Source organism: Pseudomonas panipatensis (assembly GCF_900099785.1).
GTDB classification, from domain to species: Bacteria; Pseudomonadota; Gammaproteobacteria; order Pseudomonadales; family Pseudomonadaceae; genus Pseudomonas; species Pseudomonas panipatensis.
The window spans coordinates 259,747-281,608 of sequence record NZ_FNDS01000008.1 but is presented as its reverse complement, the minus strand read 5'-3'; the positions used below and the strand labels follow the sequence as shown (position 1 = coordinate 281,608).

Genomic DNA, 21,862 nt, shown 5'->3' with positions numbered 1-21,862 from the left:
ATGGGTATCGCTGCGCTCGACGCCATCCTACGAATGCCGCGAAGCCGTCGGGGAGGCGGCTTCAGGCCCTGGCGCTCAGTTCGATCAGGCAGCAGTTGACCGGCCCATCGGCTTCCAGGCATAGCTCGGCGAGGCCGTCGATGCCTTCGACTTGCAGGCAGTCATGGCGACCGAGTACGCCGCAATCATGGCCGTCGAGGCTGGCGCGCAGGCCCTCGCCGCAACTGAACAGCAGCCATACCCCGGCCGAGCCGAACAGGCGCTGCTCGCCGTCCACGCGCAGCCACTGCAGGCGCGCGTCGTAGCGCTGCGGCGCATAGATCAGGTTGAAGTCGCGGATCGCCCCGGCGAGCAAGGTGCACTCCACCCGGCTGTCGCCGCTGAAGGCGAAGGGATCGAGGGGCAGCAGCGGGCGCGAGTCCACGCCATCCACGTGCAGGCGCATGCCGGCGCCTTCGAGCACGGTGATGATGCGCTGGTAGCCAGTGAACGCGGAAAAACCGCCGGACTCGCCGACGTCGGCGATCGACAGCCGCCAGCCGAATCCGTCCAGGCCGGCGCCGGCGTCGCGGGTGATTTCCAGGGTGGTGCCGGCCCCGTTCTTCCAGGGCATGCGTGGATAGTCGGCGGCGCGCAGCAGGCTGATCATGGTTCGAATTTCCCCTCGAGTCGGTAACGGGAGCCGGGATACAACAGGCGGGTGCTGGCCACGACCTGACGGCCGGACCAGGTGCGGCGACGGATCAGCAGGCAGGGCTCGCCGCGTTCGATCTTCAGCAGCTTGCATTCCGCCGGGGTGGCCAGGACGGCCTCGACCACGTGCTCGCCTTCGGTCATCGGCGCCAGCGCCATCAGGTAGGCGTTGGGCGTTTGCAGGGTGAAGTCCTGGCGCAGATAGTCCGGCGCCACCTGCGGGTTGATGTAGCGCTCCTCGATCTGCACCGGCACGCCGTTCTCGTAATGCACCAGCAGCGAATGGAAGAGCTTCTGGCCCTCGCGCAGATCCAGAGCCATGGCCCGCTCGGGGCTGGCCTTGACCTCGTCGAGGACGATGACCTCGGCGCGGTGCGCATGGCCACGGCTGGCGATCTCGTCGGCGATGTTGTGCACCTCGAACAGTGCGGTCTGCCCCTTGGGCTCGGCGACGAAGGTGCCGACACCCTGCATGCGCACCAGCAAGCCCTCGGCGGTCAACTCGCGCAGCGCACGGTTGATGGTCATACGGCTGAACCCCAGCTCGGCGACCAGCTCGCTCTCCGATGGCACCCGGTAGTGCGGCGGCCAGGTGCCGCTGCTGATCTGCTGGGTGATCATCTGCTTCACTCGGGCGTAGAGCGGCGCAGGCGTTTCCCCGAGCTGCGCGGCCAGCGGGGTCGGCGTGGGTTGAGGGTTCGGCATCGAGGCGCTCCTTGGCGAGATGACCTGGGCGGCCGGCGTACGCGGGCAACCGGCCCTATGGCAGTTTACGCAGCCCATGAACGTCTGTATATGTATATACAAATAAGTCCATGCGTGCAGGAGCATGATTATGCCCGCCTATTACGCCGAACGCGCCCTCCTCCCTTCTGGCTGGGCACGCGACGTCCGCTTCGAGATTTCCGCCAACGGCCTGCTCGTCCAGGTCCAGGCCAATAGCCACGGCGAAGGCGCCGTGCGTCTGCACGGTCCGGTGCTGCCGGGTATGCCGAACCTGCACTCGCACGCCTTCCAGCGCGCCATGGCCGGCCTCGCCGAAGTGGCCGGCAATCCCAACGACAGCTTCTGGACCTGGCGCGAACTGATGTACCGCCTGGTCGGCCGGATCAGCCCGGAGCAACTGCACGTCATCGCCCGCCAGCTCTATATCGAGATGCTCAAGGCCGGCTACACCGGCGTCGCCGAATTCCACTATGTGCACCACGACCGCGATGGCAGCGCCTACGCCAATCCGGCCGAGCTGTCGCTGCGCATCAGCCAGGCCGCGGATGACGCGGGCATCGGCCTGACCCTGTTGCCGGTGCTCTACGCCCACGCCGGCTTCGGCGGGCAGACGCCGAACGAAGGCCAGCGTCGTTTCATCAATGGCACCGATGCCTACCTGAGCCTGGTGGAAAGCCTGCGCGCGCGGTTGGCCGCACAGCCGACGCAGCAGGTCGGGCTGTGCTTCCACTCCTTGCGCGCGGTCACCCCGCAGCAGATCGCCGACGTACTGGCGGCCGACCGGGGCGACTGCCCGATCCACATCCACATCGCCGAGCAGCAGAAGGAAGTCGACGACTGCCTGGCCTGGAGCGGGCGCCGGCCGCTGCAATGGCTGTACGAAAACGTCGAAGTCGATGCGCGCTGGTGCCTGGTCCACGCCACCCACGCCGAACCCGGCGAAGTGACGGCCATGGCCCGTAGCGGCGCGGTGGCCGGCCTCTGCCTGAGCACCGAGGCCAACCTCGGCGACGGCATCTTCCCGGCCGTGGACTACCTGGCCCAGGGCGGCCGTCTGGGCATCGGCTCGGACAGCCACGTCTCGCTCAGCGTGGTCGAGGAACTGCGCTGGCTGGAATACGGCCAGCGCCTGCGCGACCAGCGGCGCAACCGCCTGTACCGCAGCGACCAGGCCAACGTCGGCCAGAGCCTGTTCGAGGCGGCGCTGCACGGCGGCGCCCAGGCCCTCGGCCAGACGGTGGGCGCCCTGGAAGTCGGCCGCCGCGCCGACCTGCTGGTGCTCGACGGCAACGACCCGTACCTGGCCAGCGCCAGCGACGACGCCGTGCTCAACCGCTGGCTGTTCGCCGGTGGCGATCGCCAGGTGCGCGATGTGATGGTGGCCGGGCAATGGCGGGTGCGCGAGCGTCGACATGCCCTGGAAGAACAGAGCGCCCGGGAATTCACCGAGGTGCTGAAGCAGTTGCTGGCATAAGGTCTATAAGCGTTCGCGGTCATGCGCCGCTGCCGCCGACGTAGGCCCCGCCTCGGTGCCGATCTCGATGAAATGAACGACGCCCCTTGCGGGGCGTCGTTCATTGGGCCTGTTCATCGTCATCGGCCGCCGCCGATGGCGCTGTCCTTGCTCCGCCAGATCAGGTCGCTGGTGTCGTAGCCATTGCGATTGGCCTCGCTCAGCAGGCGGCGCACGGTGGCCTCGGGCAGCGTCGGTTGGCGCGACAGCAGCCAGAGATAATCGCGACCGCGGTTGCCGACCAGCGCGGTCTGGTAATCGGGATCGACATAGAGCACCCGGTAATCGCCGCGTATGAGGTTGGGGAACAGCCGCGTCGGCCAGTTATCGAAGCGCACCCAGAAGGCATCGGTGCGTCCCGCCACCTGCGGCGTGGCGCTGCCGGTGACCTGCTGCCATTCGCCGCTGGCGCTGCGGCAGCGGTTGAGCACCGCGATGGCGCCGTCGGCGCGCAGGCGGTAGTGGGCTTCGGACTGCGCGCAATGGCGCTGGAAGAACATCGGCTTGCGGGCCAACTCGTACCAGGTGCCTTGGTAGCGCTGCGGGTCGACCTGCACCGTGTAGGGCGCATCCTTGGCCTGCCCGGCGCAACCGGCCAAGCCGGCGACCATCAGCGCCAGGGCGCAAAGCGTGCCGCGTCGGCTCATCTCACTTCAGCCCCTGGCCGGAGAACATCAGTACCTTGTCACCGGCGTACTGCACGCTGATGAACACCTTGTCGTCACCCCAGGTGCAACTGGCGAAACCCAGGGCGCCGGAACACTCGGTGGGCTTGCCGAGCAGGCTTTCGACCTCGGCCTTGGCCATGCCGGTCTGCAGTTTGGAATAGTTTTCCTGATTGATCTTGCTGCAAGCGGCCATGGCGATGCAGGCAGCGATCAGGACAATACGGCGGAAGGACATCGGCAACTCCTTTGTCGGGTACGGTGCGAAACGCGGAGGCTCCACTCGACAGCTTGGCACAAGCCGCGCGGAACGCCGCTTGGAGTCAGAAACGGGAACCGGGTTCCTTGAGGAACGCGGTTTCTTCTGCACTGGATTCGCGCCCCAGGATGGCATTGCGGTGGGGGAAGCGACCGAAGCGGGCGATCACCGCGCGATGGCGCTCGGCGAAGTCGAGATAACCATCGAACAGTGTCTGCTCGTCAACCGCCGCCTGCGCCCGCAACTGGCGGAAGCAGGCGACCGCCTGATCCTGGCTAGCCAGGTCCTCGGCGTGCTCCAGCACCAGGTAGACGAACACCCGCTCGATCGAGCGTAGCTGCCGGTCCAGGCCGGCGGCGAGGCCCTGGCGCACCAAGTCCTGCGCCCGAGGATCGCCGGCGTAGGCACGCGGACTGTCGCGGAAGATCATGCGAGGCAACTGGTCGAGCAGCAGGATCAGCGCCAGCCAGCCCGGCGCCGCCCCCGCCCAGTCGGCCAGCCCGCCGGCCAGGGCCTGGCGCGCCAGGCCGCCGAAACGCTCGTCCGATGCGAGGTCCTCGCAGGCGTTCTTGCCGAACCACAGCGAACTGCGCTGGGCGGCGACCTCGCCGGCGCGCGGCGCGCTGCCGAACCACCAGTCCAGCAGCGCCTGCCAAGGCGCCTCGGCGGCCATCAGGCGTCCTTGTGGTAGCCGGTGACGCGCTCGACTTCTTCCTTGGAACCGAGGAACACCGCCACGCGCTGGTGCAGGTTGTCGGGCTGGATGTCGAGGATGCGCTGGGTGCCATTGGTAGCGGCGCCGCCGGCCTGCTCGATGATGAAGGACATCGGATTGGCTTCGTACATCAGGCGCAGCTTGCCGGGCTTGCTCGGCTCACGGGCGTCGCGCGGGTACATGAAGATGCCGCCGCGGGTCAGGATGCGATGCACGTCAGCGACCATGGAGGCGATCCAGCGCATGTTGTAGTTCTTGCCCAGCGGACCTTCCTTGCCGGCCAGCAGCTCGTCCACGTAACGCTTCACCGGGGCTTCCCAGTGGCGCTGGTTGGACATGTTGATGGCGAATTCGGCGGTGCTGGTGGGCACGGTGACGTTCTCGTGGGTCAGCACGAAGCTGCCCAGCTCGCGATCCAGGGTGAAGCCCTTGACGCCATTGCCGAGGGTCAGCATGAGCATGGTCTGCGGGCCATAGATGGCGTAGCCGGCGGCGACCTGGGTGGTGCCCGGCTGGAGGAAGGCTTCCTCGCTCAGGCTGTCGTTCTGGCTGAGGTACTGCGGCGGGCAGCGCAGCACCGAGAAGATGGTGCCGACCGAGACGTTGACGTCGATGTTGCTGGAGCCGTCCAGCGGGTCGAAGACCAGCAGGTAGGCGCCTTTCGGATAGCGGCCGGGAATCTGGTAGGGATGATCCATTTCCTCGGAGGCCATGCCGGCCAGGTTGCCGGCCCACTCGTTGGCTTCCAGGAGGATCTCGTTGGACAGCACGTCCAGCTTCTTCTGCACTTCACCCTGCACGTTCTCGGTTTCCATGCTGCCGAGCACACCGCCGAGGGCGCCCTTGGACACGGCATGGCTGATTTCCTTGCAGGCGCGCGCCACCACTTCAACGAGGAAGCGCAGGTCGGCCGGGGTGTTATGACTGCGGGTCTGCTCGATCAGGTAGCGACTCAGGGTAACGCGGGACATGGAAGGCTCCGGAGGCAAGGTCAAAAACCCGCGCATTCTAGCGCGGAATCGGCCCCGACGCTTGCTCGGCGCGGGCCGCCAGGCGGCGGCCGACGGCAGGCAGAGACGGCGCGACGACTGGCCGCCATGGGACCGCGACAGCCGACCGCGCGTTCCCGGCGGGCGCGACGCCAAGCGGCGGATGCGGCGCCAGGCCGCACCCGCGCGAGCCTCAGAAATCGAGGCTGAGGGCGACGCTGACACCCTGCTGGGTGTCCGAATCGCTGTGGCGCAGGGAGTAGCCGCCACGCAGCGCCAGTTCCGGCGTCAGTTGCTGGCTGATGCCGAGGCTGGCGCGGCTGAGGTGGCTCTCCGGGCGATAGCCTTCGAGGGTGAAGCTGTTGTTCGGCAGGCTGGTCAGGGCCATGGTCAGGTCCTGGCTACCGTCCTCGTACTCGCGCTCCATGGCCACCTCGCCGAACAGCTCGGTCTGCGTGCTGAGCTGGTACTTGCCCTGCAGACCGGCGCCGAGACGCCGCGACTTGCGCGTCTGGTCGTCATACATGAGCGCGGTGGAACGGCCGCTGTTTTCGCTGTAGCCATTGACTTCGATGCGTGCGTAATCGGCGCTGACGAAGGGCGAAAGGTGCCATTGGCTACCCGGCTGGGCGATGTCGTAGCCGAGTCGGGCGCTGACATCCCACAGGTGGCCGTTGGTATCGCCCTTTTCCTTGCGCTGGTTGACGCCGAGATCGAAGGTCCGACCGATTTCGTCGAAGTCCAGATGACCGCCGGTCAGGGCCAGGTCGGCCCACCAGCGATTCTGCTGGTACTGGGCGAAGGCGCTGGCCAGGTAGCTGTTCAGCTTGTAGTCGGAATCGGCGACGCCGGCTTCCAGCTTCTGCCGGGAGAAACCGGCCGCCAGCCCCACGCGCCAGGCCTCGTCGAGGCGATAGCTGCCGCCCAGGGTGAGGTTGGCGCCCCAGCCATCGCCGCTGGCGCCGCTGTGCTGGTCATCGAAGTCCAGGTGCTGGCCTCCGGCGCTGACGAAGCTGCGCCACTGGCCGACGGCCTGCCAGCGTTCCCAGTCCGCCAGCCACTGGCTGCGCAGTTCGTCCTGGTAGGCGCGCAGGGTGCCATTGGCCATTTCCGGCAGCAGAGTGATTTCCCAGGGCGCGGAGAGGATCGAGTAGGCGTAGTCGGCGATCACCCGCTGGCCGGCGATGGTCGGGTGCACGACGTCGTTGAACAGCAACTTGGTCGGATCGGGCGTGGTGCCGTTGACGCCATAGAGGGCGTTCATGGTGCAGCCGTTACCGCTGAAGCAGGTACCGATCAGGTTCTGCCCGGCGGGCAGGCCGAATTGCGCCGGATCGGCCAGCACTTCCTTGACCAGCACCGGGATATTCAGCGGGATCACCTCGGCGTTCACCCCCTGCAGCTCGCTGACCAGTTGCTGGTTGAAGGCGTTGCTGAGCTGGCTGGCGGTGCTCTGCAAGGCGCCGCCATAGATCGCCGGGGTGTAACCCAGGTCGGGCAGCAGCCAGACCATGATGTAGCGCGCGCCGGCCTGTTGCAGCGCCTGCACGCTGTCGACCAGACGCCCGGCGGCGGCCTGGGCGGTGACGGTGTTGGTGATGCGCCCCTGGAGGAAGTCGTTGCCGCCGCCGGTGAGGTAGTAGAGCGCGTTGGGATCGGCGCGCAGGCCCTGGCTGGCCAGGCCCACCAGGTAGCCGTCACGGGTGCGCGTCTGGCCGCCGGCGCTGACCACCGAACCACCGGCCGCGGTAATGGAGTCGTAGATCTGATCGGTACGGTAGCCGCCCACCGCCCAGTCGTTGCCGTCCGGCAATCCCTGGGCGGCGGAGACCGGCGAGGTCGACGGCGCCAGGTCGCCAGCGGCGATACCCAGCTTGCCGCCGAGGATCATCGGCGCGACCGGGCCGAAGATTTCCCCGCTGCCGGCCTTGTAGGTCGGCCCGGTGCGGTTGGTGAAGCGCGTGGTGGCGCCGGCCGGACCGTTGGCGTCGGCGAACTGCCCGGAGTCGCTGAGACTGTCGCCGAAGATCACCATGGTCGAATAAGGAGAAGGGGAAGCGAGCGCCTGGCCGGTGATGCCGAGCAGGCAAGCGGCCGCCAGCGGGGTAAGCGTCCGTCGGATCATTCTGCGTACTCCATGTATGTATACGTTTGTTTTTATGTGCAGACCGAAACGCTTCGTACAGTAGCAGAGTCGTTACAGCATTTACTCCACGCCTACCGCCTTTTTCACCCCCTATCGGCGAAATTCCCTCCAGATCATCGAGATATCCCACAACCGATGCGGACGGCCGCGGGGCTTTTCAGGCTTTGCCGCGCACCAGGCTCAGCGCCATGCCCGCGAGCAGCAGGACTCCGGCCAGCAGCACGACCCACAGGCCGACACGTTTCCAGTCACGCCCGAGCGGCGCGGCGCGGCTCGGCACGTTGGCCGGAGCAAGGGCCTCCTGGAGCTGGGCCTGCCCGAGTGCCGCCGCCGTCTCCGCGCTGTAGGCAGGAATCAGCACGCTCAATGGCAGGCTCGCCGCGTGCGCAGCGCCGTTGCCCAGCGCCAACCGATAGGGCACGCTGCCACGAACCAGGAACACCAGCTCACGGGCACGCATGGCCACGCTGATGTCCGGCACCCCGGCGCCCAGGCCAGTGCCGCGCGCGTCAGTGACCAAGCGTAGCTGGCGCACCGCCGCGCCGTTCAGCGCCAGTTCATCCTGGCGCGCCTGGCGACCGTCGATGGGCAGGCTGTACAAGACGCCGCGCGCTAGCGGCCACCAGTTGCCCGCCTGGCCATTGGCGTCCTTCACCTCGGCGCGCCCGGACAGCGCCACCGGCACCATCAACGGCGACTGCGCCGGGTCCAGCGCGACCTTGACCCGCTCCAGCGGCAAGGCCAATGGCAGCTCCCAGCGATACGCGCCATCGGCGTCAAGCTGCCCGGCGAAGGGCGGCGACCAGACCAGCGGCGCGGCCTCGGTGCGCTCGCTGTGGCCTTGCAGGCGCGCGCTCGTCAGCTCCACGGCCGGCTCGTTCGCCGGCCAGGACAGGCGCAGGTAACGGGCCTTGCGCCCCGGCAAGGCAACCTCGCTGACATCCATGCGCTCGCCATTGAAACTCAGCCGGGCGAGCTGGCCGTCGCCCCACGGCTGCCAGTTGCGCAGGTCGTCGCTGGCCTCGATGCGGAAATGCTGGAAGCCCTCGCTCGGGCTGTTCCAGTCGAGCAGCAGGCGCTCGAAGGGGAAGTCCGCCGTGCCTGCGTCGAGCAGCCAGCCGCGGCGCTGCTCACCCGCGGCCGCCGGCGCGGCGTCGGGCAACACCTCGACCAGGGTGCCACTGGTGCTGCGCTGGATGCGCAGGTTGGCCTGGGCCCCCGGATCGGCCGTCGCGCCGTACAGCGGGAACAGCCGTACCGAGGCATCGCGCGGCGCGCTGTTGCGCTGTTCGACGGCATCGCTCAGGGCATAGGGCAGCGCCTCGCCTTCCTGGTTGAAGACGCGCAGGTCGCGCAGATCGGCATGGGCCGCCGCCAGTTGCACCGCCATGGGCACTTGCAGGCGATACCAGGGGCCCTTGCCCTGCAGGACCAGCGGCACCTGCCATGGGTAGTCGGCGGCGGAATCGGCCGCCAGGGCGCCAGCGGCGGGCAGGCTGGCGACGAGACAGAGGGTCAGGAAATAGGGCTTCATGCCTGCGATTGCTCCTGTTCCGGCCGCCGCGGCGGCAAGGGGGCGAAGTAGCCGACGACGAGCAGCAGCACGCCAACGCCAATGAAGGAAATGATGCGCTCCAGGCTGCCGCTGTTGCCCAGTTCGACGAAGAACAGCTTGACCACCACCGCGCCGATCAGCGCCGCGCCGACCATCCACAGGTCGCGGCGGAGACGCAGGTGGCCGCCGATCATCAGCCCCAGGGCGATCAGGGTCCAGACCAGCGAGAGCCCGGCCTGCACCACCATCGAGGCCTGTAGCGAAGCCAGCGTGAAGGGCACCGCCGCCCAATGGTGCGCGGTGCGGCACACCGCCAGGGTCAGCAGGGCGAACAGCGAGGCGCCGAGCACGGCCTGCACCGGCAGGCGCGACTGCGCCGGCGTCGGGCCAAGCAGCGGCAGACCGCTGCGGGTCCATTGCAGGATCGCCGCGAGCACGATCAGCATGCCCAGCTCCAACGGATTGAGCAGCGGCAGGTAGGGCAAGGGATCGGCGGCGCCGTCGCTGAACAGGTTGACCAGCCAGAACCAGGCGAGCAGCGCCACGGCGACCGGCGCGGCGGCCAGGGCGCGGTATTCGCGGGGGAAGTCGGCCACCGGCCAGGGCAGGCGCGGTCTCGCCCCCATGAGCATGAGGTAGGCGCTCGGCACCAGCGCCCAACCCAGCCAGCGCCAGGCGTTGTAGTGCTCAGCCAGGGACAGCAGCAGGTAGCGCAGTTGCAGCGCCAGCACCGCCAGCAGCACCCAGCAACCTAGCACATGGGCACCGCGCAGCGGCCGCGACGGCAGCAACGGGTGCAGGTAGCGCAGCGACCACAGATGCGCCAGCAGCAGCGCGCCCCAGCCCAGCCAGCCGAGTTCGGCCAGCGGCTGGTAGCCCGCATGCCAGGCACTGAGCAAGGCCAGCACACCCGCCGGCGCCAGGCCCAGGCAGAGCAATGCCAGGGCGCGCCACTGCGTGCGGCGGGCGATCAGGCTCCACAGCGCCACGCTGAGTGCGGCGACCAACAGCGCCACGTGCTCGCGCCGGGCCCAGGGCACGAAGCGACTGATTTCGCAGAGCGCAGTCAGCACCCACCAGGCGGCGCCCCACACCAGCAGCAACTGCGACAACTGCCCCAGGCGCAGCGCGCCCAGCGCCAGCCCCGCCTCGGCCGGGTCGTCGCGTTGCAGGCGCCAGGCACCGAGCAGGGCCGCCAGGGCCAAGAGCGCCGGGCTCCAGAAGCCGCTGTGGGCCAGCGGCGTCAGGCCCTCGCCGGAAAGCTGGCCGAACAGGCCCGGACCGCTCAGCAGCACGGCGCCACCACCGATCACCTGCAACAGCAGGCCGAAGAGGAAACTGACGCGCTGGCGCAGCACCAGGCTCAGCCAGAGGATCAGCAGGCCGCTGCCGGCCCAGACCGCCGCCGCGCTGCGCCAGGGCAGGACGAAGAGCACCGCCAGGTTGACCAGCAGCAGACCGGCCAGGAGCACCAGGGTCAGGCCATGCATCAGCCGCGGGTCGTCGCGCACCAGCGAGTCCCGCGCCGCCAGGACCATCCCGGCGATCAGGCCGAGACCGATCAGCGTGGCGCTGAACAGCCCCATCCAGCCGCTGCCGAAGACCCCGGTTCCGCCGTCGGCGACACGCAGGTCGAGGAGGAACAGCGCGCCGCCGAGCAATTGCACGGCAAAGGCGCAGAACAGGAAGGTCCGCGAACGCAGGCGCAGACCGGCGAAAATGCTCGCCAGGCCCGCCAGCGCCCAACTCATGGCCGTGCCGGGCACGGCGAAGCACAGGGGTGCGATCAGGTAGAGGAAGCCCAGGCCGGAGGCCGCCAGCAGTGGTCGGCAACGCGGCTCCCAGGCGGCCAGCCCGGCAGCCTCGCGCTGGCGCAGTTGGCAGAAGCTGAACAGCAGCGCCGCCGCGAGCATCGCCGCCCCCAACGGGGCGCCGTCGAGCAGGGTTTCGCTGCCCGGCCGGAGACCACCGAGGAAGGCCAAGGCCGCCCCCGCTTGCAACAGCAGAGCGAAGATCCGCCCCAGTCGCCGCTGCTGGCGCAGGCCGATCCAGTAGATGCCGGCGCCCTCCACCGCCCAGGCTGCCGAGGTCCAGCGGGCGTCCAGGCCGAGCGGAATGGCCAGGGTGCCGAAGACCACGCCCAGGGCCAGGCAGGTTTCCACCAGCAGCACGGCGCGCTCGGCGGCGCGTCCGGCGAGCAGTCGTGCCAGCAGCATGTAGAACAGCCCCAGGGCCAGGGCACTGAACGCCGGGCCGAATGCCAGGTGGCGGATCAGCGCGTATTGCAGGCCGAAGCCGATCAGCGGCGCGCCGAACAGCACAACGCCATCGACGTAGTCGGTCTGGCGAATCGACCAGCGCAGGCTGTCCTCACGGCTGGCGTCCCCATCCAGGCCATCGGCCTCGCGCAGGCGGCGGCGGGCGAAGAGCAGGCCGATGGCCACGTACATGAGGAAGAACAGCAGCAGGAACGGTTCGGTGCTGGCGAACAACTCCGGCCGGTAGCTGCGCAACCCCCAGGCGAAGCCGATGGCGAAGGTGCCGACGAAGCCGATCAGGTTGAGCAGGCGCCAGGCCTTGAACCAGGCGATGGCGAAGATGCCAGCGTTGAGCAGGGCGAAATAGCTGAACAGGGCGACGTGGTTGCCGGCCCCGGTCGAGGTCAGGATGGGCGCGGCGAAACCGCCCAGGGCGGCCGCGGCGGCCAGGCCGAGGGCATCCTGCAGCACCGCGAGCATGGCCGAGAACAGCGTCACGCCGATCAACAGAGCGAGCGCCTGTTGCGGCGACAGCAGCGGGTGCAGGCGCATGGCGGCGAACACCGTCAGGTAGAGCACGGCGATCCCGGTGCCCTGCAGCAGCAATGCGTAGGTCGCCCGCTTGTGGCGCAGCCACCAGCCCAGGCCCAGCAGGACCATGGCGACCAGGGCCACGCCGATGTAGCGCACTTCCACCGGCACCACCACGCGCTCGGAGGCGTAGCGCAGGAGGAAGGCCAGGCCGAGGAACAGCAGCACGACGCCGACCCGCAGCACGGTATTTCCGCCGAACAGCCAGGCGCGGGCGGCATTGAAGGCGCGCTCGAACAGCGAAGGCGCTGGCGGAGGCAACGGCGCCTCGACACGGGCAGCGGCCGATTCGGCAGGTCGCGGGGCGCTCTCGGTCACGGTTTCGCGCGCCGGGGCGTCCCAGTCCAGGTCCATCTCCGCGCCGGGCAGCGCGGGCTCGACCGCCGCCTGGGCGGCGACGCTGGGCGCGGGCTCGGGGAATTCCAGTTCCCAGGTCAGCTCCTGATCGGTCTCAGTGCCGGGCGCGCCGGCATCGCTGGCGGCGGGCGCTGGCGAGAGATGATCCGTCGGGGCGCTCTGCGGCGCCGGGTGCGATTCGGCGTCCTTGAGGCGCTGGGCGATGGCCTCGCCCTCGACCGCCATGCGCGCCTCCAGCGCCTCCAGCTTGCGGTTCAGCGCCTGGTTGCGCCGCTCCAGGCTGCGCAGCCCGAGGGCCTGCCCCAGGCCGAGGCCGAGCAAGGCGCCGAGCAACCCGGCGGTGATCGACTCTCCGGCACTCGCACCCAGCACGAGGCCGACCAGCATGAAAATCCATTGCATGCGTGTGAATCCTTCAAAGGAAGTACCGCGTCCACTGCTGCCCGGCGCTCCGCCAGGACAAACCTCTTGCCTGCGAGTATATCGACCCAGCCCTCCGCCGCCTGTGGCGCCGCCCGCAGACTCCAGCCAGTGTGACGTTCAGCCGCGCCGGCGAGCCACTGACGGCGCCTGGCCCAGAAACGCGAAAGCCGGGCAAATGCCCGGCTTTCGCTGGTCCGCGGAGACGGATCAGACCTTGGCGCGTTCGTAGCGCTTGCGGTCGTTCTCGTTCAGCAGTTTCTTGCGCAGACGGATCGACTTCGGCGTCACTTCCACCAGCTCGTCATCGGCGATGAATTCCAGCGCCTGCTCCAGGGTGAAGCGGATCGGCGGAACCAGGGCGATGACTTCGTCTTTACCGGAAGCACGCATGTTGTCGAGCTTCTTGCCCTTGGTGGGGTTGATCACCAGGTCGTTGTCACGGCTGTTGATGCCGGCCAGCTGGCCTTCGTAGATCTCGTCGCCTGGGCCGAGGAACAGCTTGCCGCGGCTCTGCAGGGTTTCCAGCGAGTAGGTCAGCGCGGTACCGGTGGCCATGGAGACCAGCACGCCGTTCTGGCGGTTGGTGACTTCGCCGGCCTTGATCGGGCCGTAGTGGCTGAAGGTCGAGGTCAGGATGCCGGTGCCCGAGGTCAGGGTCAGGAAGTTGTTACGGAAGCCGATCAGGCCACGCGCCGGAATGGTGTACTCCAGGCGCACGCGGCCCTTGCCGTCGGGGATCATGTTGCTCAGATCGCCCTTGCGCAGGCCCATCTGTTCCATCACCGAGCCCTGGTGCTGCTCTTCGATGTCGATGGTGACGTTCTCGTAGGGCTCCTGCTTTTCGCCGGCCTCGTTCTCGATGATCACCACTTCCGGACGGCCCACGGCCATCTCGAAGCCTTCACGGCGCATGGTTTCGATCAGTACCGAGAGGTGCAGTTCGCCACGGCCGGAGACCTTGAATTTCTCCGGGCTGTCGCCTTGCTCGACGCGCAGGGCCACGTTGTGCAGCAGTTCCTTCTCCAGGCGCTCCTTGATGTTGCGGCTGGTGACGAACTTGCCTTCCTTGCCGGCGAACGGCGAGTCGTTGACCTGGAAGGTCATGCTCACGGTCGGCTGGTCGACGGTCAGCGGCGGGCGCGCTTCGACGTTCTGCGGGTCGCACAGGGTGTCGGAGATGTACAGCTCTTCCATGCCGCTGACGCAGACGATGTCACCGGCTTCGGCTTCGGCGACTTCCACGCGCTGCAGGCCGGAGTGACCCATGATCTTGAGGATACGGCCGTTGCGCTTGGTGCCGTCGTCGCTGATCGCCACCACCGGGGTGTTGGCCTTGATCTTGCCACGGGCGATACGGCCGATGCCGATCACGCCGAGGAAGCTGTTGTAGTCCAGCTGGGAGATCTGCATCTGGAACGGGCCTTCGACGTCGACCTTCGGCGCCGGGACGAAGTCGATGATCGCCTGGAACAGGGCGTCCATGTTGTCGTCCATCTTCTCGTGGTCCATGCCAGCGATGCCGTTCAGGGCACTGGCGTAGACGATCGGGAAGTCGAGCTGCTCGTCGGTGGCGCCGAGGTTGTCGAAGAGGTCGAATATCTGGTCGATGACCCAGTCAGGACGCGCGCCCGGACGGTCGATCTTGTTCACCACGACGATCGGACGCAGGCCGGCCTTGAAGGCCTTCTGGGTCACGAAGCGGGTCTGCGGCATGGGGCCGTCCTGGGCGTCGACCACCAGCAGCACGGAGTCGACCATCGACATCACGCGCTCCACCTCGCCACCGAAGTCGGCGTGGCCGGGGGTGTCGACGATGTTGATGTTGTAGCCGTTCCACTTGATCGCGGTGTTCTTCGCCAGGATGGTGATGCCACGTTCCTTTTCCTGGTCGTTGGAGTCCATCACGCGCTCGCTTTCCGCTTCTTTGCGGTCGAGGGTGCCGGACAGCTTCAGCAGCTTGTCCACCAGGGTGGTCTTGCCATGGTCAACGTGGGCGATGATGGCGATATTGCGGAGTTTTTCGATCACGGTATCTGTCTCGAGAAGTAATCTTCAGCTGCCTTATGCAGCGCTGGGCCGGCTTGTCGCGCGGCGGTCGGTAACGCGAAACGGGGGCAGGCTACGCCCGGAATATGTCGGGAGGTCGATGGCGGATGCTGCCACCGAACAGCCCGGGCTGGCGACGCTTCGCCGAGCGATTACGCCGGACGATAAACACGCACATTGGTATGCCCCTCGTTGACCAGGTGGTGAGCATGCAGGCGGCTCATCACGCCTTTGTCGCAATACAGCAGGTACTGGCGGTTGGGGTCCAGTTCCTTGAACTTGCTGTTGATCGCGTAGAACGGCAGCGGCAGCACTTCGACGCCGTCCAGGGCCAGGGGTTCGTCCTCCTGGGCATCGGGATGGCGGATGTCGATGACGATCTGCCCCGGCAGCACCTCGCCGACCATTTCCACCGGCAGGTCCTTGCCCAGCTCGTCGATCACCCGGTCCACGGTCATCTGCGTGGAGCGCTCCAGGGCGCGGTCGAGCACGGCCATGTCGAACTTGGTCTCTTCGTGCTCGACGCGGTAGAGCTTGGCCTGGGTGGTCGGGTTCACCGAGATCACGCCGCAGTATTCGGGCATGTGCTTGGCGAACTCGGCGGTGCCGATGCGGCTGGCGGTGTCGATGATGTCTTGCTTGTGGCTGCAGATCAGCGGACGCAGCACCAGGGTATCGGTGACCCGGTCGATCACCGAGAGGTTCGGCAGCGTCTGGCTGGAGACCTGGGAAATGGCTTCGCCGGTGACCAGCGCGTCCAGTTGCAGGCGCTCGGCCACCCGGGTGGCGGCGCGCAGCATCATGCGCTTGAGGGTCACGCCCATGTAGCTGTCGTCGACCTTGGTGAGAATCTCGCCGACCACTTCCTCGAAGGGCACGCTGATGAAGAGCACGCGCTGCGAACGACCGAATTTCTCCCACAGGTAGTGGGCGACTTCCATCACCCCCAGCTCGTGGGCGCGGCCACCGAGGTTGAAGAACACGAAATGGCTGACCAGCCCGCGACGCATCATCTGATAGGCCGCCACGGTGGAGTCGAAGCCACCGGACATCAGCACCAGCACCTGCTCCAGGGCACCCAGCGGGTAGCCACCGAGGCCGTCGTGCTGGGCGTGGATGACGAACAGGCGGTCATGGCGGATTTCCATGCGCACTTCGACTTCCGGGTTCTTCAGTGACACGCCGGCCGCGCCGCACTGCTGGCGCAGGCCACCGCCGACGTAGCGCTCCACGTCGATGGAGGTGAACGTGTGCTTGCCGGCGCGCTTGCAGCGCACCGAGAAGATCTTGCCGCCCAGCTTGTCGCCGAAATGCGCCTTGCACTTGGCGAGGATGTCGTCGAAGTCGCCCAGCGGGTATTCGTGGACTTCGAGGAAATGGCCGATGCCCGGGGTGCAGGTCAGGCGCTCGATCATCTCGCGCAGGACCTTGGGATCGCTGACCCGGGTTTCCACCTCGAGGTTGTCCCATTCGCCCTCGACCAGCAGGTCCGGGTCCAGGTCGCGCAGCACCGTACGGATGTTCTTCGCCAGCTGACGGATGAAGCGCTTGCGCACCGGCCGGCTCTTGATGGTGATTTCCTGGAAGACCTTGACGATGAGTTTCATGCGGAAAAGGCGCAAGCCCAAAGGGAGAAAAAAAGGGGCGAGATTGTACCCGAAATTGCTCAAGACTTGAGCAGGCCGCGTCAGATTCTTTTTTGTGCACCAAAATGGACTTGCGCACCACGCAGTAGCACCATCCTGGTGCAGCATTCGCTGCGCTTCTGCCATAACGCGCGCGAAAAGCCCTGTACTGCGGGCCCCTGCCCAAAAGCGGGCACTGGCACGCAACTTGCTCCCTTGTGATGCAGGTTGCCCTGACGGAGTATTCCGGCCGGCATCACCCGATACTGGGGCTCAGAAGTTCCCAGCTCTAATCCCTCCTGGAGGACAGCATGTCGTACAAGTCGCACCAACTGATCAAAGACCATGACGTGAAGTGGGTAGACCTGCGCTTCACCGATACCAAAGGCAAGCAGCAACACGTCACCATGCCGGCCCGCGACGCGCTGGACGATGACTTCTTCGAAATCGGCAAGATGTTCGACGGCTCCTCCATCGCCGGCTGGAAAGGCATCGAAGCCTCCGACATGATCCTGATGCCGGACGACAGCACCGCCGTACTGGACCCGTTCACCGAAGAGCCGACCCTGATCCTGGTCTGCGACATCATCGAGCCGAGCACCATGCAAGGCTACGAGCGCGACCCGCGCAACATCGCCAAGCGCGCCGAGGAATACCTGAAGTCCACCGGTATCGGTGACACCGTATTCGTCGGTCCGGAGCCGGAGTTCTTCATCTTCGACGAAGTGAAGTTCAAGTCCGACATCTCCGGCTCCATGTTCAAGATCTTCTCCGAACAGGCTTCCTGGAACACCGACGCCGACTTCGAAACCGGCAACAAGGGCCACCGTCCGGGCGTGAAGGGCGGCTACTTCCCGGTACCGCCGGTCGATCACGACCACGAAATCCGTACCGCCATGTGCAACGCCCTGGAAGAAATGGGCCTGGTCGTGGAAGTTCACCACCACGAAGTGGCGACTGCCGGCCAGAACGAAATCGGCGTCAAGTTCAACACCCTGGTCGCCAAGGCTGACGAAGTTCAGACCCTGAAGTACTGCGTGCACAACGTTGCCGACGCGTACGGCAAGACCGTGACCTTCATGCCGAAGCCGCTGTACGGCGACAACGGCTCGGGCATGCACGTGCACATGTCCATCTCCAAAGATGGCAAGAACACCTTCGCTGGCGAAGGCTATGCCGGCCTGTCCGACACCGCCCTGTACTTCATCGGCGGCATCATCAAGCACGGCAAGGCCCTGAACGGCTTCACCAACCCGTCGACCAACTCCTACAAGCGTCTGGTCCCGGGCTTCGAAGCCCCGGTCATGCTGGCCTACTCGGCCCGCAACCGTTCCGCCTCGATCCGTATTCCGTACGTTTCCAGCCCGAAAGCCCGCCGCATCGAAGCGCGCTTCCCGGACCCGGCTGCCAACCCCTACCTGGCCTTCGCCGCTCTGCTGATGGCCGGTCTGGACGGTATCCAGAACAAGATTCACCCCGGCGATGCCGCCGACAAGAACCTGTACGACCTGCCGCCGGAAGAGGCCAAGGAAATCCCGCAGGTTTGCGGCAGCCTGAAAGAGGCGCTGGAAGAACTCGACAAGGGCCGTGCGTTCCTGACCAAGGGCGGCGTGTTCACCGACGAGTTCATCGATGCCTACATCGAGCTGAAGAGCGAAGAAGAAATCAAGGTGCGCACCTTCGTGCACCCGCTGGAATACGACCTGTACTACAGCGTCTGATCCACGAATACCTATAAACAGCTGCAACATTAAGGCCTCCCTCGGGAGGCCTTTTTTATGCCCGCGCCCCGCTCAGAGCGGTGGCGGGCGGGCATCCGCGCCAGCCAAGGCATTCACCTGCGCGCCCTCCTCCGCCGACACCTGACCATAGACCTTGCAGCCTTCATGGATGCGCACCCTGGCCGCGCTCACCGACGTCGGCGCCTGCCACGCACCGATCACGCACTCCCTGGCCAGGCTGATGCTGCGCTTGGACATCAGCGGCCCGGCGATCCGCGAGCGCCGACCGACGCGCACCGAGCCATGGGCGATGACCGCGCCGGCGACCTCCGCGCCCTCGTCCATCCAGACGCCGCCGGAGGCCTGCACCGAACCCAGCACGGAGGAAAAACGCTCCAGGTAGAGATCCCCCTGCACCGCCAGATCGCCCTTCAGACAGACGCCTGCCTTGAGACGGTATTCGCCGGCCTGCGCGTGGCGCCGCCCGACGCTGATCGCCTGGATGCCGGCCGGCGCTCGCGAACAGTCGCCAAAGCGGATTTCCCCGGCGGATATTCTCCAGAACTGCAACGGCGGGCGTATCCGCACCCGCCCAGTGACCACCAGCGGGCCATGCAGGCAGCGCTCCGCCGGATGCAGGCCGACGGGGAAATAGAGCAGATTGTCGGGCCGCGCAGCAGACCCCGGCGGTTTGGCCCCCATGGCTTGCGCCATGGCCTCGGCCGGCACCGCTGCAAGCACATAGGTGGCCGGCGTCGGCAGCAGCCGTGGCAACACCGCCAACAACAGGGCGATCGCCAGCGCCAGCAACACGCTCATCGCCGCGGCCTCCAGCCATCGCCGCCCGCCATAGCCCAGGCGGGCGCCGGCAGCGGCATGGCGGTAAGGTAGACAGGTACCGGAATAGACACTCGCTTCACTCAACGCGGCCCGGCAGACGAGCGCGCCCTCAATTGCATGTGCCTATCTCACGACAGTCGCCGGCGCCGGCCGTTGATATTTGTCAGAGACTTTTCGATTGCGCGGCGACGAAAAGCGGCCATCGCCGCGAAAGTTTGATCCAGGCCAATCTCCAGGCACTGATAACTTCCGCGCAAAGACGCCAGCCAACGCGGTTTCTCACTTGCCACCCGTCAGCGGCAGTGCAAGGCTTAGCCCATCGCTCACCGGGAGATCGCGCATGCGCGTGCCAGTCCTCTGCCTGCTGCTCGCCCTGGCCGTTCCGGCCAGCGCCCAGATCTATAAATACACCGACGCCAACGGCAAGACGGTATTCACCAACCAACCGCCCACCGGCGTCGATGCCAAGCCGATCGAGCTACCGCCGACGGTCACCGTGGGCGCGCCGAAACCCGCGAGCAGCACCCCCGGCACGGCCAATGGCAACAGCACGGCAGCCCAGGCGCCCTACGCCATCCTGGCCATCGGTAACCTGCCGGACGCGGAGGCCCTGCGCGCCAACAACGGCACCTTCGACATCGAGGTGATCATTCAACCGGCGCTGGCGCCCGAAAACAGCCTGCGCCTGCGCCTGGACGGCCAGCCCTACGGCGCGCCGAGCAATTCCACCCACTTCACCCTGGAAAACATCGACCGTGGCGACCACAGCTTGCAGGTGGAAGTGCTGCGCGGCGATCGCGTCCTGCAATCCAGCGCCCCGGTGAACTTCACTATCCAGCGCATCAGCACCAACAGCCCGGCGCGCCCCAAGGCAGGGGGCTGATCATGGCCAGAGCGCTGTTGGGCCTGCTTCTGCTGCTCAGCCTCGGCGTCAACGCCGAGGTCTACACCTACCTCGACAAGGACGGTAACCGGGTCTTCACCGACCAGCCCAGGCGCAGCAATGCGCAGCGGCTGAACCTCACCCCGGCCAATGCCATGCCGAAGATGCCCGGTCCGCTCTATGCTCCCATGGCGCCGGCCCAACCGCCCGAACCGCCGGCCTACCAGGTGCTGCGCATCCTGGTTCCGGAGCCCGACGCGACCATCCGCGCCAACGACGGCGAGCTGATCGTCACCGTCTCCAGCGATCCCACGCTGCTCCCCGGCCACAGCTACCGCCTGATGCTCGATGGCGTGGCGGTCGGCGAGCCGGGACGCAGCCCGGTGTTCCCCCTGCACAACCTCGATCGCGGCACCCACCAGCTGTCGGTGGAAATCCTCGACCAACGCGGCCAGACGCTGGAACAGACACCCAACCAGCCCTTCCACCTGAAGCGCGTCTCGGTCGCCGACAACGACAGCGAGGAACAGCCGGTGGTGGCGTCACACCCCTAGAAACGCCCTACAAGCTCCTTCCAGTCCGCCTACAAGGCGACACGCACCATATCGGTGCGTATTCGCGCACCAATTTCTATACTCTCCCCATTTAGGGTCATGCCGGCACCCCGCCGGCACCTCTCCAAGCGCCATATTCCGGCGCCTTGCGCTACCCAGCGCGTCTTTTCGGGGCTTGGTTTGCTTTTTGCATTTTCCTGCCCAACCTTGGAACGTCTGCCCGCCATGCCTACAGAATCCCAGCTCAGATTGCTTCTCGACAATCTCACCACGGCGGTAATCCTGCTCAACGCGGAATTGCGCCTGGAGTACATGAACCCGGCGGCCGAAATGCTCCTGGCGGTCAGCGGGCAACGCAGTCACGGCCAATTCATCAGCGAACTCTTCACCGAATCGCAGGAAGCGCTGCAGTCGCTGCGCCAGGCCGTCGAGGAAGCGCATCCGTTCACCAAACGCGAAGCGACCCTGACCTCGCTCACCGGCCAGTCGATCACCGTGGACTACGCGGTGACGCCCATCCTCAGCCGCCAGGAAACCCTGTTGCTGCTGGAAGTGCACCCACGCGACCGACTGATGCGCATCACCAAGGAAGAGGCCCAGCTCTCCAAGCAGGAAACCACCAAGCTGCTGGTGCGCGGCCTCGCCCATGAAATCAAGAACCCGCTCGGCGGCATCCGCGGCGCGGCCCAGCTGCTCTCCCGCGAACTGCCGGACGAGGCGCTGAAGGACTACACCAACGTCATCATCGAAGAGGCCGACCGCCTGCGTAACCTGGTGGATCGCATGCTCGGCTCGAACAAGCTGCCGTCACTGTCGATCACCAACATCCACGAGGTGCTGGAGCACGTCTGCAGCCTGGTGACCGCGGAAACCCAGGGCAGCATCCCGCTGATCCGAGACTACGATCCGAGCATCCCCGACCTGATGCTCGACCGCGAACAGATGATCCAGGCGGTGCTCAACATCGTGCGCAACGCCATGCAGGCCATCACCTCGCAGAACGAGCTGCGCCTGGGCCGCATCACCCTGCGCTCGCGCACCCTGCGCCAGTTCACCATCGGCCACACCCGCCACCGCCTGGTGTGCAAGGTGGAGATCATCGACAACGGCCCGGGCATTCCCGCCGAGCTGCAGGAAACCATCTTCTATCCCATGGTCAGCGGCCGCCCGGACGGTACCGGGCTGGGGCTGGCCATTGCCCAGAACATCATCAGCCAGCACCAGGGCTTGATCGAATGCGAGAGCCATCCCGGGCATACCGTGTTCAGTCTGTTCCTGCCCCTGGAACAAGGAGTGCATTGAC

16 protein-coding genes and 1 pseudogene are annotated in these 21,862 nt (G+C 66.7%); 5 read left to right on the top strand and 12 right to left on the bottom strand.

What is annotated here, in order from left to right; genetic code table 11:
- Positions 1 to 61: 61 nt before the first annotated feature.
- Positions 62 to 649, bottom strand: a complete 588-nt coding sequence (locus BLQ74_RS19635) for a HutD/Ves family protein (RefSeq protein WP_090265335.1) — start codon at positions 647 to 649, stop codon at positions 62 to 64.
- On the bottom strand, positions 646 to 1,398 hold the full coding sequence (hutC, locus tag BLQ74_RS19630) for a histidine utilization transcriptional repressor HutC (protein WP_090265332.1): 753 nt from the start codon (positions 1,396 to 1,398) through the stop codon (positions 646 to 648). Before hutC ends, BLQ74_RS19635 begins: the two co-directional genes overlap by 4 nt.
- A gap of 130 nt (positions 1,399 to 1,528) precedes the next feature.
- Here hutC and BLQ74_RS19625 point away from each other — a divergent pair, with 130 nt between their 5' ends.
- Positions 1,529 to 2,893 (top strand): formimidoylglutamate deiminase, encoded by a 1,365-nt coding sequence (locus BLQ74_RS19625; protein WP_090265329.1) that lies wholly within the window; start codon positions 1,529 to 1,531, stop codon positions 2,891 to 2,893.
- 119 nt (positions 2,894 to 3,012) lie between these two features.
- On the opposite strand, the gene BLQ74_RS19620 is transcribed toward BLQ74_RS19625, so the two are convergent.
- The 9 genes and pseudogenes from BLQ74_RS19620 to thiI all read right to left on the bottom strand — a co-directional run bounded on the left by BLQ74_RS19620 (position 3,013) and on the right by thiI (position 16,543).
- On the bottom strand, positions 3,013 to 3,579 hold the full coding sequence (locus BLQ74_RS19620; protein WP_090265327.1) for a lipocalin family protein: 567 nt from the start codon (positions 3,577 to 3,579) through the stop codon (positions 3,013 to 3,015).
- A gap of 1 nt (position 3,580) precedes the next feature.
- Positions 3,581 to 3,835 carry an outer membrane protein assembly factor BamE domain-containing protein gene (locus BLQ74_RS19615; RefSeq protein WP_090265325.1) on the bottom strand — a complete coding sequence of 85 codons (255 nt, stop codon included), beginning with the start codon at positions 3,833 to 3,835 and terminating at the stop codon, positions 3,581 to 3,583.
- A gap of 85 nt (positions 3,836 to 3,920) precedes the next feature.
- Complete coding sequence (locus tag BLQ74_RS19610; RefSeq protein ID WP_090265322.1) at positions 3,921 to 4,529, bottom strand: DUF924 family protein; 609 nt, start codon at positions 4,527 to 4,529, stop codon at positions 3,921 to 3,923.
- A complete protein-coding gene (locus BLQ74_RS19605) occupies positions 4,529 to 5,542 on the bottom strand; it encodes a class 1 fructose-bisphosphatase (protein WP_090265319.1) in 1,014 nt (337 codons plus the stop codon). Before BLQ74_RS19605 ends, BLQ74_RS19610 begins: the two co-directional genes overlap by 1 nt.
- A gap of 211 nt (positions 5,543 to 5,753) precedes the next feature.
- The gene (gene estP / locus BLQ74_RS19600; RefSeq protein ID WP_090265317.1) at positions 5,754 to 7,685 is read right to left on the bottom strand and encodes an esterase EstP; all 1,932 of its coding nucleotides are present in this window, start codon (positions 7,683 to 7,685) and stop codon (positions 5,754 to 5,756) included.
- A 171-nt stretch (positions 7,686 to 7,856) separates the two neighbouring features.
- Positions 7,857 to 9,240, bottom strand: a pseudogene (locus tag BLQ74_RS19595) (DUF3999 domain-containing protein); the annotation flags it as partial.
- Positions 9,237 to 12,869, bottom strand: a complete 3,633-nt coding sequence (locus BLQ74_RS19590; protein ID WP_090265311.1) for a DUF2339 domain-containing protein — start codon at positions 12,867 to 12,869, stop codon at positions 9,237 to 9,239. The gene BLQ74_RS19590 and the pseudogene BLQ74_RS19595, both read right to left, overlap by 4 nt.
- Positions 12,870 to 13,097: 228 nt before the next feature.
- Positions 13,098 to 14,918 (bottom strand): translational GTPase TypA, encoded by a 1,821-nt coding sequence (gene typA / locus BLQ74_RS19585; protein WP_090265308.1) that lies wholly within the window; start codon positions 14,916 to 14,918, stop codon positions 13,098 to 13,100.
- Positions 14,919 to 15,088: 170 nt separating this feature from the next.
- On the bottom strand, positions 15,089 to 16,543 hold the full coding sequence (thiI, locus tag BLQ74_RS19580; protein WP_090265305.1) for a tRNA uracil 4-sulfurtransferase ThiI: 1,455 nt from the start codon (positions 16,541 to 16,543) through the stop codon (positions 15,089 to 15,091).
- A 329-nt stretch (positions 16,544 to 16,872) separates the two neighbouring features.
- On the opposite strand from thiI, the gene glnA reads away from it, so the two are divergent.
- Positions 16,873 to 18,282 carry a glutamate--ammonia ligase gene (gene glnA, locus BLQ74_RS19570; RefSeq protein WP_090265303.1) on the top strand — a complete coding sequence of 470 codons (1,410 nt, stop codon included), beginning with the start codon at positions 16,873 to 16,875 and terminating at the stop codon, positions 18,280 to 18,282.
- A 72-nt stretch (positions 18,283 to 18,354) separates the two neighbouring features.
- Here the strand turns inward: glnA and BLQ74_RS19565 are convergent, their stop codons facing one another.
- Positions 18,355 to 19,101: a bactofilin family protein gene (locus BLQ74_RS19565; protein ID WP_090265301.1), complete on the bottom strand. Its 747-nt coding sequence runs from the start codon at positions 19,099 to 19,101 to the stop codon at positions 18,355 to 18,357.
- 361 nt (positions 19,102 to 19,462) lie between these two features.
- Here BLQ74_RS19565 and BLQ74_RS19560 point away from each other — a divergent pair, with 361 nt between their 5' ends.
- From BLQ74_RS19560 to glnL, 3 genes are all read left to right on the top strand, one after another.
- Positions 19,463 to 20,005, top strand: a complete 543-nt coding sequence (locus BLQ74_RS19560; protein ID WP_090265298.1) for a DUF4124 domain-containing protein — start codon at positions 19,463 to 19,465, stop codon at positions 20,003 to 20,005.
- A gap of 2 nt (positions 20,006 to 20,007) precedes the next feature.
- Positions 20,008 to 20,559 (top strand): DUF4124 domain-containing protein, encoded by a 552-nt coding sequence (locus tag BLQ74_RS19555; protein ID WP_090265296.1) that lies wholly within the window; start codon positions 20,008 to 20,010, stop codon positions 20,557 to 20,559.
- Between the two features lie 225 nt (positions 20,560 to 20,784).
- Complete coding sequence (gene glnL / locus BLQ74_RS19550; protein ID WP_090265294.1) at positions 20,785 to 21,861, top strand: nitrogen regulation protein NR(II); 1,077 nt, start codon at positions 20,785 to 20,787, stop codon at positions 21,859 to 21,861.
- Position 21,862: the final 1 nt, after the last annotated feature.

Coding starts and splice junctions, on each gene's coding strand:
- glnL (WP_090265294.1), top strand. CDS start 20,785: ATGCCTACAGAATCCCAGCTCAGATTGCTTCTCGACAATCTCACCACG.
- BLQ74_RS19620 (WP_090265327.1), bottom strand. CDS start 3,579: ATGAGCCGACGCGGCACGCTTTGCGCCCTGGCGCTGATGGTCGCCGGC.
- BLQ74_RS19560 (WP_090265298.1), top strand. CDS start 19,463: ATGCGCGTGCCAGTCCTCTGCCTGCTGCTCGCCCTGGCCGTTCCGGCC.
- BLQ74_RS19605 (WP_090265319.1), bottom strand. CDS start 5,542: ATGTCCCGCGTTACCCTGAGTCGCTACCTGATCGAGCAGACCCGCAGT.
- estP (WP_090265317.1), bottom strand. CDS start 7,685: ATGATCCGACGGACGCTTACCCCGCTGGCGGCCGCTTGCCTGCTCGGC.
- BLQ74_RS19635 (WP_090265335.1), bottom strand. CDS start 649: ATGATCAGCCTGCTGCGCGCCGCCGACTATCCACGCATGCCCTGGAAG.
- hutC (WP_090265332.1), bottom strand. CDS start 1,398: ATGCCGAACCCTCAACCCACGCCGACCCCGCTGGCCGCGCAGCTCGGG.
- BLQ74_RS19615 (WP_090265325.1), bottom strand. CDS start 3,835: ATGTCCTTCCGCCGTATTGTCCTGATCGCTGCCTGCATCGCCATGGCC.
- glnA (WP_090265303.1), top strand. CDS start 16,873: ATGTCGTACAAGTCGCACCAACTGATCAAAGACCATGACGTGAAGTGG.
- BLQ74_RS19625 (WP_090265329.1), top strand. CDS start 1,529: ATGCCCGCCTATTACGCCGAACGCGCCCTCCTCCCTTCTGGCTGGGCA.
- BLQ74_RS19590 (WP_090265311.1), bottom strand. CDS start 12,869: ATGCAATGGATTTTCATGCTGGTCGGCCTCGTGCTGGGTGCGAGTGCC.
- thiI (WP_090265305.1), bottom strand. CDS start 16,543: ATGAAACTCATCGTCAAGGTCTTCCAGGAAATCACCATCAAGAGCCGG.
- BLQ74_RS19555 (WP_090265296.1), top strand. CDS start 20,008: ATGGCCAGAGCGCTGTTGGGCCTGCTTCTGCTGCTCAGCCTCGGCGTC.
- BLQ74_RS19610 (WP_090265322.1), bottom strand. CDS start 4,529: ATGGCCGCCGAGGCGCCTTGGCAGGCGCTGCTGGACTGGTGGTTCGGC.
- BLQ74_RS19565 (WP_090265301.1), bottom strand. CDS start 19,101: ATGAGCGTGTTGCTGGCGCTGGCGATCGCCCTGTTGTTGGCGGTGTTG.